At 61.2% G+C, this 11,830-nt stretch carries 10 protein-coding genes; 8 read left to right on the top strand and 2 right to left on the bottom strand.

What is annotated here, in order from left to right; genetic code table 11:
- Nucleotides 1-99: 99 nt before the first annotated feature.
- A complete protein-coding gene (locus WA145_RS08895; protein WP_422581232.1) occupies nucleotides 100-1,965 on the bottom strand; it encodes a sigma-54-dependent Fis family transcriptional regulator in 1,866 nt (621 codons plus the stop codon).
- A 260-nt stretch (nucleotides 1,966-2,225) separates the two neighbouring features.
- Here WA145_RS08895 and WA145_RS08890 point away from each other — a divergent pair, with 260 nt between their 5' ends.
- From WA145_RS08890 to WA145_RS08865, 6 genes are all read left to right on the top strand, one after another.
- Nucleotides 2,226-3,320: an ABC transporter ATP-binding protein gene (locus tag WA145_RS08890; protein ID WP_422581231.1), complete on the top strand. Its 1,095-nt coding sequence runs from the start codon at nucleotides 2,226-2,228 to the stop codon at nucleotides 3,318-3,320.
- Nucleotides 3,320-4,432 carry an ABC transporter ATP-binding protein gene (locus WA145_RS08885; protein WP_422581230.1) on the top strand — a complete coding sequence of 371 codons (1,113 nt, stop codon included), beginning with the start codon at nucleotides 3,320-3,322 and terminating at the stop codon, nucleotides 4,430-4,432. The genes WA145_RS08890 and WA145_RS08885 overlap by 1 nt, the downstream gene beginning before the upstream one ends.
- The gene (locus WA145_RS08880; protein ID WP_160014187.1) at nucleotides 4,429-5,292 is read left to right on the top strand and encodes a carbohydrate ABC transporter permease; all 864 of its coding nucleotides are present in this window, start codon (nucleotides 4,429-4,431) and stop codon (nucleotides 5,290-5,292) included. Before WA145_RS08885 ends, WA145_RS08880 begins: the two co-directional genes overlap by 4 nt.
- Before the next feature lie 8 nt (nucleotides 5,293-5,300).
- Nucleotides 5,301-6,101: a carbohydrate ABC transporter permease gene (locus WA145_RS08875; RefSeq protein WP_422581229.1), complete on the top strand. Its 801-nt coding sequence runs from the start codon at nucleotides 5,301-5,303 to the stop codon at nucleotides 6,099-6,101.
- 11 nt (nucleotides 6,102-6,112) lie between these two features.
- The gene (locus WA145_RS08870; protein ID WP_422581228.1) at nucleotides 6,113-6,385 is read left to right on the top strand and encodes a DUF2160 domain-containing protein; all 273 of its coding nucleotides are present in this window, start codon (nucleotides 6,113-6,115) and stop codon (nucleotides 6,383-6,385) included.
- A gap of 83 nt (nucleotides 6,386-6,468) precedes the next feature.
- The gene (locus WA145_RS08865; RefSeq protein WP_422581227.1) at nucleotides 6,469-8,211 is read left to right on the top strand and encodes an ABC transporter substrate-binding protein; all 1,743 of its coding nucleotides are present in this window, start codon (nucleotides 6,469-6,471) and stop codon (nucleotides 8,209-8,211) included.
- A 519-nt stretch (nucleotides 8,212-8,730) separates the two neighbouring features.
- Here WA145_RS08865 and WA145_RS08860 read toward each other — a convergent pair.
- Nucleotides 8,731-9,315, bottom strand: a complete 585-nt coding sequence (locus WA145_RS08860) for a YajG family lipoprotein (RefSeq protein ID WP_422581226.1) — start codon at nucleotides 9,313-9,315, stop codon at nucleotides 8,731-8,733.
- 172 nt (nucleotides 9,316-9,487) lie between these two features.
- On the opposite strand from WA145_RS08860, the gene WA145_RS08855 reads away from it, so the two are divergent.
- Both WA145_RS08855 and mqo read left to right on the top strand, forming a co-directional pair.
- Nucleotides 9,488-9,721: a hypothetical protein gene (locus tag WA145_RS08855; RefSeq protein ID WP_422581225.1), complete on the top strand. Its 234-nt coding sequence runs from the start codon at nucleotides 9,488-9,490 to the stop codon at nucleotides 9,719-9,721.
- A gap of 455 nt (nucleotides 9,722-10,176) precedes the next feature.
- Nucleotides 10,177-11,679 carry a malate dehydrogenase (quinone) gene (mqo, locus tag WA145_RS08850; protein ID WP_422581224.1) on the top strand — a complete coding sequence of 501 codons (1,503 nt, stop codon included), beginning with the start codon at nucleotides 10,177-10,179 and terminating at the stop codon, nucleotides 11,677-11,679.
- Nucleotides 11,680-11,830: the final 151 nt, after the last annotated feature.

The following is an 11,830-nucleotide window of genomic DNA, read 5'->3' as shown; positions in this document are numbered from 1 at the left end:
GGAACCTGTAATTAGCGATCTAGCTGTTTCGACCCTATCCGGGCCGTATAAGTCCATGGCTGGTGAATAAGGTTGCCTCAGGCCGGGTTCGCAGGCGATTTAGCGCGCCGCCAGGCCCACTTCCCGTAGCCGCTTGTACAGCGTGTTGCGGCTCACCCCGAGGCTGCGCGCCAGGTGCGAGATATTGCCGCCGCAGGCCTGGTACTGGCTGGCTAAGTCATCCGCACTGGCCAGCGGTTGCAGTGGCGGCTGGGTGGTAGCTGTTGGCCCGGTGGCTGGCTGTAAATCGGCAAAGAAATCATCCGGCAGGTGTTCGGCACGGATCTGCTGGTCCTCGGCCATGGCCAGGGCAATCTGCAAGACGCTGCTCAGTTGACGCAGGTTGCCGGGCCAGGGGTGACGCTCGAACAGGCTCAGCACCTCCTGACTTAGCCCTGCCCATTGCTGCGGCTCGCGGTGGTAGTCCCAGATGCGCTGGACCATGGCGGCCTTGTCGGTACGTTCGCGCAGCGGCGGCAGCTCCAGGTTGAGGCCGCTGATGCGGTAGTAGAGGTCCTGGCGAAACAACCCGCTTTCCACATCCTGGCGCAGCGGACGGTTGGTGGCGGAGATCAGGCGGATATCCACCGGGTACAGCTCACTGCTGCCCAGCGGTTGCACGCAGCGCTCCTGCAATACCCGCAGCAGACGGGCCTGCACGCGCAGCGGCATATCGCCGACTTCGTCGAGAAATAGCGTGCCTTTATCGGCCTTGCGGATCAGGCCGATGCTGCCTTTCTGGTTGGCCCCGGTAAACGCGCCTTTTTCATAGCCGAACAGCTCGGACTCCACCAGCTCGGCGGGAATGGCCGCGCAGTTGACCGCGATAAACGCCTGGCTGGCCCGCGAGCTGGCGTGGTGCAGGGCTTTGACGAAGACTTCCTTGCCGACCCCGGTTTCGCCATGTACCAGGATCGGGATATTTTTTTCCAGCAGGCGCTCGGCCTGGCGCACGGCTTTATCGACCCGTGGGTCGCCGAGGTTGAGCGAGGCCAGGGTGAATGGGCGGCGAGTGGCGCTGGCCGGCGGCTGCTGGGCTTGGCGAAAGTCGCGCGCCTGGATTGGTAAGGGTTGCTGCGGGCGTTTGATCTGCGCGTGAAAGCGAAAGCGTCCGCTGGCGCGCAGGTTGAACGGCAGCGCCTCGGGTTGATTGAGCAGTTGCTGCAGCGGTACATCGAACAGGCTTTCGATATTCACCTGGGCCAGGCCTACACCCAAAAGGCTGTCGGCACGGCGGTTGGCGGAAACCACCTGGCCTTGCTCATCAAAAATCAGCAGGCCGGCCCAGGGGCTGCTGAGGTTATCCAGGCTGGTGTTGAAGCTCAGCTGGAAGTAGCGCTGCTGGAACAGGTTGAGAATCAGGCGGTTCTCCACCGACTGGCTCATCATCTTGACCATGCCCAGGGTGTGCGAGGGCGGCAGGTAGCTGTCACTGGAGACATCCAGTACCGCGATCATCTGCCGCTGCTCATCAAAAATCGGCGAGGCCGAGCCGGTCATAAAACGGTTGGCTTTGAGAAAGTGCTCATCGTGCTGAATGTGGACGGCCTGGGCGCAACTCAGGGCGGTGCCGATGGCATTGGTGCCGGTGTAGCGCTCCAGCCAGGTGGCCCCGGCGACGAAGCCGGCGGCGCGGCTGGGCTCGATAAAGCGTTGGTCACCCCAGGACTGCAGCACCTGGCCCTGGTGGTCGGCCAGCATGATCAGGCAGTTGGAGTTGGCCAGGATGGTGCCGTAGTAGGGCAGCACTTCCTTGTGGGTGGTGTGCACCAGAGCGTGCTGGCTTTCCAGCAGGGCGCTGACTTCACCGCGCTCGGGCTGGTTGAAGATCGGGGTGCTCTGGTGGGTCAGGCCGTAGTCACGGCAGCGGGTCCAGGAGTCCTGGATGATGGTCTCGTGGGGCAGGGCGGTGACAGCGTCAGCCATGACAGGGTTCTCGCGCGGGTTCTTGTTGTTATGGGCCACGGTCTGCGCCGGGTCTGTGCAGTGTCGCCGAAGGCTGTTCAATGTCAACGCTGTGACTGTTCAGTTGTTCACTGTGCACTGTTCAAAAGTGTTCAGTGGTGTTTGGGCTGGCTGCCTAAATTCACCTGCAGTTGTTTTAAATCAATGGCTTGGAGTAGTTGAAACGGGTTGGCACGGAACTCGCCTTGTAGCTGGGCAGATAACAAGAAAAAGGACGGCCCATGTCACTTACCCTGGAGCATGTCACGCGGATCGTTGATCACCAGCTGTATATCGACGATGCCTGCCTGAGCTTCGAACCCGGCTCCTTCAATGTGCTGCTGGGGCGCACGCTGTCTGGCAAGACCAGCCTGATGCGCCTGATGGCGGGTCTGGATAAGCCCACCAGCGGACGTATCCTGATGAATGGCGCGGACATGACCAATGTCTCGGTGCGCCAGCGCAACGTTTCCATGGTTTATCAGCAGTTCATCAATTACCCGACCCTGACGGTGTTCGAGAACATCGCTTCGCCGCTGCGTCAGGCTGGGGTGAGCAAGGCCGAGATTCTGGAAAAGGTCCACGCCACGGCGCAGATGCTGCGTATTGAGGGTTTGCTCAAGCGCTACCCGCTGGAGCTGTCCGGCGGCCAGCAGCAGCGCACGGCGATGGCGCGGGCGCTGGTCAAGGATGCCTCCTTGATTCTGTTTGATGAGCCGCTGGTCAACCTCGACTACAAGCTGCGTGAAGAGCTGCGCCAGGAAATGCGTGAGCTGTTCCAGGCCCGCCACACCATTGCCATCTATGCCACCACCGAGCCCAATGAGGCCCTGGCCCTGGGCGGCACCACCACCATCCTGCATGAGGGGCGGGTGGTGCAGAGTGGCAAGACCGCCGAGGTCTATCACCGCCCGCAGCAGGTGCTGGCCGCCGAGCTGTTCTCGGAGCCGGCGATCAACCTGATGCCGGGGCGCGTCAGCGGTACCGAAGTGAGCTTTGCCGATACCGTGCATTTCCCGCTCAACCCGGACCTGCAAGGCATTGCCGAAGGTGAATACCGCTTCGGTGTGCGCCCCAGCCATATCGGCCTGGTGCCGTCCAACGATGACGATCTGGAGTTGGCGGTAACGGTCGAGCTGGCCGAAATCAGTGGTTCGGAAACCTTTCTGCATGTGCGCAACGAGCAGTTCGTGCTGGTGCTGCATCTGCCGGGGGTGCATGAGTACGACGTGGATACGCCGATCCTCATCTATATCCCCACCCACAAGCTGTTTGTCTTCGCCGCTGACGGGCAGTTGATCCAGGCGCCCAGCCGCCGCTTGGGGAGGGTTGCCTGATGGCCGAGATCCGTTTGCATAACCTGGCCCACAGTTACAGCCGCGCGCCGGCTGGCGCGGCCGACTACGCCATCCGCGAGATGAACCATGTCTGGGCGCAGGGCGGCGCCTATGCGCTGCTGGGGCCTTCGGGCTGCGGCAAGTCGACCCTGCTGAATATCATTTCTGGCCTGCTGAGCCCGTCCCATGGCGAGGTGCAGTTCGATGGCAAGGTGGTCAATGCCTTGGCCCCGGAGCAACGCAATATCGCTCAGGTTTTCCAGTTTCCGGTGGTCTACGACACCATGACGGTGTTCGACAACCTGGCCTTCCCCTTGCGCAACCAGGGCATGAACGAGGCGAAGATTCTCAGCAAGGTCAACGAAATTGCCGAGGTGCTGGAGCTGCACCCGTTACTGCACAAGCGTGCCCGTAATCTGACCGCCGACGAGAAGCAGAAGGTCTCCATGGGTCGCGGTCTGGTGCGCGATGACGTGTCGGCGATTCTCTTCGATGAGCCGCTGACGGTGATCGACCCGCACCTGAAGTGGAAGCTGCGGCGCAAGCTCAAGCAGATTCACGAGCAGTTCAATATCACCATGGTCTACGTCACCCACGACCAGCTGGAGGCCTCGACCTTCGCCGACAAGATCGCGGTGATGTACGGCGGGCAGATCGTCCAGTTCGGCACTCCGCGGGAGTTGTTCGAGCGACCCAGCCATACCTTTGTTGGCTACTTTATTGGCAGCCCGGGGATGAACCTGATCGATGTGCTGCCCTATGCCGGCGGTGTGCGCTTCAACAACACCGTGCTGCCGTTGTCGCCGGCGCTCAATCGGCGCCTGGCCGAGCTGCCTGGGGCCAAGCTGAAAATCGGTATCCGCCCGGAGTTTGTCCACGTCTGGGATGGCCCCAACGAAGACGCGCTGTGTGGCGAGGTGGTGCACGTCGAAGACCTCGGCACCTACAAGATTCTTACCCTCAAGCTCGATGGCCAGTCGCTCAAGGTGCGTCTGCAGGAAGACCAGCCCGTGCCGCAGCAGCAGGTGTACCTGAGCTTTCCGGCGCAGTGGCTGATGCTCTATGCCGATGACTTTCTGGTTGAGGCGCAAGCGCTGGAGGTGCAGCCATGAAGGTGCAGAACAACAAGGCCTGGTGGCTGGTGCTGCCGGTATTTCTGCTGGTGGCGTTCAGCGCCATCGTGCCGATGATGACGGTGGTCAACTATTCGGTGCAGGATATTTTCGATCATTCCACGCGCTATTTTGTTGGCGTCGACTGGTACAAGCAGGTGCTGCAGGACACCCGCCTGCATGACTCGCTGCTGCGCCAGTTCATTTTCTCCGCCTGCGTGCTGCTGATCGAAATTCCCTTAGGCATTGCCATCGCCCTGTGCATGCCGACCAAGGGGCGCATGGCCTCGCTGGTGCTGATCGTGCTGGCGATTCCGCTGCTGATTCCGTGGAACGTGGTCGGCACCATCTGGCAGATCTTCGGCCGTGCCGACATCGGTTTGCTCGGCTGGAGCCTGAACAGCCTGGGCATCAGCTACAACTACGCCTCCAACACCAGTGACGCCTGGGTCACGGTGCTGATCATGGACGTCTGGCACTGGACCTCGCTGGTGGCGCTGCTGTGCTATTCGGGCCTGCGCGCCATCCCCGATGTGTATTACCAGGCCGCGCGCATCGACCGCGCCTCCGACTGGGCCGTGTTCCGCCATATCCAGCTGCCCAAGCTAAAGAGCGTGCTGCTGATCGCGGTGATGCTGCGCTTTATGGACAGTTTCATGATCTACACCGAGCCCTTCGTGCTGACTGGCGGCGGGCCGGGCAATGCCACCACCTTCCTCAGTCAGACCCTGACGCAGATGGCCATCGGCCAGTTCGACCTGGGCCCGGCGGCGGCGTTCTCCTTGGTGTACTTCCTGATCATCCTGCTGGTGTCTTGGCTGTTCTACACCGCCATGACCCACAACGATAAGACTCGCTGAGGCCGACCATGACCCTACGCAAGAAGGTGGTACTGGGGCTGTATGTCCTGTTCCTGCTGGTGCCGATCTACTGGCTGCTGAACATGTCGTTCAAGAGCAACACCGAGATTCTCGGCGGCCTGACGCTGTGGCCGCACGGCTTCACCCTGGACAACTACAAGGTGATCTTCACCGACCCGAGCTGGTACGAGGGCTATCTCAATTCCCTGTATTACGTGTGCCTGAATACGCTGATTTCGCTGACGGTGGCGCTGCCGGCGGCCTATGCGTTTTCGCGCTACCGCTTCCTCGGTGACAAGCACCTGTTCTTCTGGCTGCTGACCAACCGCATGGCGCCACCGGCGGTGTTTTTGCTGCCGTTTTTCCAGCTGTACTCGTCCATCGGCCTGTTCGATACGCATATCGCCGTGGCGCTGGCGCACTGCCTGTTCAACGTGCCGCTGGCGGTGTGGATTCTCGAAGGCTTTATGTCCGGGGTGCCGAAGGAAATCGATGAGACCGCCTATATCGACGGCTACAGCTTCCCGAAATTCTTCGTGAAAATCTTTATCCCGCTGATTGGCTCGGGCATCGGCGTCACCGCGTTTTTCTGCTTTATGTTTTCCTGGGTCGAGCTGCTGCTGGCGCGCACCCTGACCTCGGTGGATGCCAAACCGATTGCCGCGGTGATGACCCGCACGGTGTCGGCGTCGGGGATCGATTGGGGGGTGTTGGCGGCGGCGGGGGTGTTGACCATTCTGCCGGGCATGCTGGTGATCTGGTTTGTCCGTAACCATGTGGCCAAGGGCTTTGCCCTGGGCCGGGTATAGGAGTCGCGACTATGGATTGGATGGCCTGGACCCTGCCGACGGCGTTGTTTTTCGGCTTTATCGGCATGCTGCTGGTCGGTATGACGATCTGGGAGCTGCGTTCGCCCTGTATCGAGCGCAAAGGCTGGTTGCCGATTGCCACTACTCGTGGTGATCGGCTGTTTATCGGTCTGCTTGGAAGTGCCTACCTGCACCTGCTGGTGGTGGGCGTGACCGATTGGAGTGTCTGGATAGCCTCGCTGCTGTCCCTATTCTGGTTGTTTGCTGTGATGCGTTGGGGCTAAGTCGGGCGGCCCTGGGCGCGCCCGTTGCTTGGGCGTGGCCATGACCCGCTTGCCTCATTCCAAACCCTGAGATGGAGGTCTCTATGTTCGACAATAACAACAAAACTCGACATAGCATGGCGCTGGCTGCCCTGCTGACATTGTCCGGCTTGAGCGGCGCAGCCTGGGCTGATGCCTACGAAGAAGCGGCAAAGAAGTGGATCGGCGAGGAGTTCAGTCCCTCGACCCTCACGCCCGAGCAGCAGCTCGAAGAGTTGAAGTGGTTTATCAAGGCCGCCGAGCCGTTTCGCGGCATGAGCATCAGTGTGGCCTCGGAAACCATCGCCACCCACGAGTATGAGTCCAAGGTGCTGGCCAAGGCCTTCAGCGAAATCACCGGGATCCAGCTCAAGCACGACCTGATGCAGGAAGGCGACGTGGTCGAGAAGCTGCAAACCCAGATGCAGTCGGACAAGAACATCTACGACGGCTATATCAACGACTCCGACCTGATCGGCACGCACTTTCGCTACGGCAAGGCCGTGGCGATCAGCGACATGATGGAAGGTGAAGGCAAGGCCGTCACCTCGCCGACCCTGGATCTGCAGGATTTTATCGGCCTGTCCTTCACCACCGGGCCCGACGGCAAGCTGTACCAGTTGCCTGATCAGCAGTTCGCCAACCTGTATTGGTTCCGCGCCGACTGGTTCGAGCGTCCGGAGTTGAAGGCCAAGTTCAAGGAAATTTACGGCTACGAGCTGGGTGTGCCGGTCAACTGGTCGGCCTATGAGGACATCGCCGAGTTCTTCTCCGAGAAGGTCAAGGAAATCGATGGCCAGCGCATCTATGGCCATATGGATTACGGCAAGAAAGACCCGTCGCTGGGCTGGCGCTTCACCGATGCCTGGTTCTCCATGGCCGGCGGCGGCGACAAGGGCCTGCCCAACGGCCTGCCGGTGGACGAGTGGGGCATTCGCGTCGACGGTTGCCGCCCGGTGGGTTCCAGCGTTGCCCGTGGCGGCGATACCAACGGCCCGGCGGCGGTGTATGCCACCAGCAAGTATGTCGACTGGATGCGCCAATACGCGCCGCCGGAAGCCCAGGGTATGACGTTCTCTGAATCCGGCCCGGTGCCGGCGCAGGGCAGCATCGCCCAGCAGATTTTCTGGTACACCGCTTTTACCGCCGACATGACCAAGCCCGGTCTGCCGGTGGTTAATGAGGACGGCACACCGAAGTGGCGCATGGCGCCTTCACCGAAAGGTCCGTATTGGGAAGAGGGCATGAAGCTGGGTTATCAGGACGCCGGTTCCTGGACCTTCCTCAAGTCCACCCCGGAGAAACAGCGCCTGGCGGCCTGGCTGTATGCGCAGTTCGTCACCTCGAAAACCGTCTCGCTGAAGAAGACCCTGGTTGGCCTGACGCCGATTCGTGAGTCGGATATCAACTCGCAAGCCATGACCGAGGCCGCGCCGAAACTCGGCGGCCTGGTGGAGTTCTACCGCAGCCCAGCACGGGTGCAGTGGACCCCAACCGGCACCAACGTGCCTGACTACCCGCGTTTGGCTCAGCTGTGGTGGCAATTCATTGCCGAAGCCGCCAGTGGCGACAAGTCGCCACAAGAGGCGCTGGATGGCTTGGCAGCGGCGCAGGACACCATGCTAGGCCGCCTGGAGCGTTCCGGCGTACTGGGCGAGTGTGGGCCCAAACTCAACGAGCCGCGTGACCCGCAGTACTGGCTGGATCAGCCGGGCGCACCGAAGCCCAAGCTGGCCAACGAGAAACCTCAGGGCGAAACCATCAACTACAACGAGCTGCTGAAATCCTGGGAACAAGCCCGCGACTGACGCTGCGGATTGAGCCCGGTCTAAAAACTATGCCCAAGTTGCGTGTTGCCAGGCGCTAAACCCTGGTTGGATTGAGGCGTACAGCGAAGCCCAACGAGATATGTCGATGCTTGTTGGGCTTCGCTACGCTCAGCGCCAGCCTGGCCTTTGCAGGCAGCACCTAACCCAGGCATAGCCGTAAAATGCCCCCCGAGCAGGCTGGGTAAAAACCTCGAAACCTGCAGGCGAGTTGGAATCAATGCCCGAATCATGCGATACGGGCATTGTTGTTTATGGGCGATAGCCAAGTGAAGCTCGTCAGCAGGGCGACCTGTGTCCGCCAGTGCTGGAAGACTCGGTTGCAGGAGCAGCCGTGCCGGTGATCAGCGCCATTGTGGCGGGCCTGAGCGCAAGACTGGCTGAGGCTCAGGCAACAACGCAAACGCCCCGAGTCAATCGGGGCGTTTGCTGTGGTCTGGTTCAGTTCAGCGCGTTTTCACCGTCTCTGTGCTGGACGGTGTGGGTGGGCGGTCTCCAGGCTTACTGCGCGAGCATCTGGGCGATGGTCGGGTCCTTGAAGGCGCGAGTCAGGGCGTCGCTCAATACATCGCTGATCAGCTTGGTGTTGGTTGCCTGGTTGGGCACCATGCCGAAGCGCTGGTTCAGCGACGCGCCGTAACGGCCGCTGTAGCGACGGCTGCTGTTTTGTACATCGACGCGGAAGGTCGCGGTCATGTCAGCTTCGGTCACGTACAGGCCCTCTTTCGGCGACTGGTACTTCAGTTCCGCCAGGGTCAGGGTCAGCTGTGGCGCGTTGTAGGCATTGGCGCTGGGGGTAAAGCCAAGCAGGCGCACGGCCGCTTCCGCCTGGGCCTGCAGCTTGGGCAGGATGTCCTGGCCGGTCACGCTGATGGCGCTGGTTTCTGGGTAAAGACCGCCACGGGTGCCCAAGACTGGCGAAGGACGACCATCGGCCACCCGTACCACCACCGGCTGGCCCTGGCCAACGGCGGTCAGCGGGCTATTGAGTTTGGGTTGTGGGCTGAGTTGTTGCGGGCTGTGGGCGCAACCCACCAGAGTAAGGCTGGCAACAGCCACCAGACCAAACAGCAGACGATGCAGCATGCTCAACTCTCCATAAATAAGGGGCAGAAGTGGTACGCAGTATAACCAGCGTGGTAAATGCCTGACAGCGCTGCTTGCTAGGACGGTTGTTGTGACCGCAGGTTCCCGTAACGCTCTTGTCATGCGCGTCAGGCATAAGACTTTAGTCTTCCCTGTTCGTGAGTGACTCGTCATGTTTTCACTGCGTAGCCTGCTCGCCCCGCGCCGTCCGATGCGCTCATTCGTTCTCCTCGATGCGCAAGGCATCTGCCGCGCCTTGCGCCAGTCAGCCCAGGCGCCACAAGGCTCTGGCTGGCTTGAGGTGCAACACAGCTGCCTGAGCTGGCTCAATCGACCGCTGCCAGCCGGCGTCAGAACCGCCCAGGTCACACCATGCCTGCGCGTACGGCAAACGCTGGCGGCCTGACCGGTGGAAGAAGAAAAGTCACGCCAGGCGATCAATTTTCCTGCTTTGCCCTTATAATCGCGCCCCGATTATAAGGACGCCTCCTGTTCGGGCCCTGCCGTCACGCTGATGCACCATTCATCGGCCGCGCCCCAGAGAGTCGCCCACTTCGCGCTGCCTTCCGGCTGCCGATTTTCCCATTGTGAAATGCCATGCAGTTGCTGCAATGGTCGCTTTACGTCGCGGAAAAGTCGGCCCGGGCAGACGTGTTTTGAGGTTCACGACTCCAAAAGAGCGTGAAAAAACGGTTTGGAAAACTTCACAAGAGTGTGGCGAAAATGAACGATCTCGCGGTTGGCATCTGCACCCAGAAGCCTGCTTCCTGCAACCCTGAGCGTCTCGCCGACTGCTGATTGGCTGTGTGCATACACAGGCTGACTAACGTCTATTGAGTGCTGGTTTGCGGAGAAGTGGTAATGGCGCAAAACGATTACGAAACAATGGATGTGGTGCTGGTTGGTGCCGGCATCATGAGTGCGACCCTGGCCGTACTGCTGAAAGAGCTCGACCCGGCGATCAAGCTGGAAGTCCTCGAAATGATGGCCTCCGGCGCGATTGAAAGCTCCAACCCGTGGAACAACGCGGGCACCGGCCACGCCGGCCTGTGCGAGCTGAACTACACGCCGGAGTCGGCGGACGGTTCGATCGACATCAAGAAGTCGGTGACCATCAACACCCAGTTCGAAGAATCCAAGCAGTTCTGGGCCTACCTGGTCGAAAAAGGCCGCTTTGGTTCGCCCAAGTCGTTTATCAACCCGGTGCCGCACCTGAGCTTCGTTCGCGGCCAGAAAGGTATCGACTACCTGAAGAAGCGCTTTGCCGCGCTGACCGTGCACCACGCCTTCGCCGAGATGGAGTACACCGAAGACCGCGCCACTATGGCCGAGTGGATGCCGCTGATGCTGCCGGGCCGCGACCCGCACGAGCCGATTGCCGCCACCCGGGTGATGGCCGGTACTGACGTCAACTTCGGCACCCTGACCAAGCACCTGCTCGACCACCTCGGCCAGCAGGCAGACGCCAAAGTTACCTGCAGCCAGAAGGTTGTCGGCCTCAAGCGCAATGCCGATGGCTGGCGCGTCAGCGTCAAGGATCAGCAGAACGGCAACAGCCGTGAGATCCAGGCCAAATTCGTCTTCCTCGGCGCCGGTGGCGCGGCGCTGCCGCTGCTGCAGATGTCCGGCATTGCGGAAGGCAAAGGTTTTGGCGGCTTCCCGGTCAGCGGCCAGTGGCTGCGTTGCGACAACCCGGACGTGGTCAAGCAGCACCAGGCCAAGGTCTACAGCCAGGCTGCAGTCGGCTCGCCACCGATGTCGGTACCGCACCTGGATACCCGCGTGGTGGATGGCAAGACCTCGCTGCTGTTCGGTCCTTACGCCGGCTTCTCGACCAAGTTCCTGCGCCACGGCTCCTTCCTCGACCTGCCGCTGTCGGTACGCCCGAACAACATCGGCCCGATGCTGGCGGTGGCGCGCGACAACTTCGACCTGACCCGCTACCTGGTCAAGGAAGTGTTGCAGTCCGAAGAGCAGCGCCTGGAAACCCTGCGCGGCTTCTACCCGGAGGCCAAGGCTGAAGACTGGCGTCTGGAGATGGCCGGCCAACGCGTGCAGATCATCAAGAAGGACGCGAAACACGGCGGCATCCTGCAATTCGGTACCGAACTGGTGGCTGCCGAAGACGGCTCCATCGCCGCCCTGCTCGGCGCCTCGCCAGGTGCCTCGGTTACCGTGTCGATCATGCTCGACCTGATCCAGCGCTGCTTCGGCGCGCAGGTCAAATCCGAGCAGTGGAGCCGCAAGCTGAACGAGATCTTCCCGGCTATGGGTGCCGTGCTGGCCCGCGATGCCGAACGCTACCGCGAAGTGCAGGCGCGCTCCGACGCGTTGCTGCAGCTGGAACAGACCGTCAGCGCTTAAACCATCGCCGCGGCGTGAAAACGCGCTGAACTGAGGTTGGTCAGAATGCCGGCGCCCCGATTGATTCGGGGCGTTGGCATTGTTGCTGGCTAAACCTCAGCCTTGCACTCAGGTCCGCAGTTCAGTCATGCGTGCCGGCCGAGATTCCCTC

The sequence above is a fragment of the Pseudomonas sp. genome, from assembly GCF_049301935.1.
Classification (GTDB): Bacteria; Pseudomonadota; Gammaproteobacteria; order Pseudomonadales; family Pseudomonadaceae; genus Aquipseudomonas.
The sequence above is the reverse complement of the archived record's forward strand: the minus strand, read 5'-3'. Positions and strand labels throughout refer to the sequence as shown.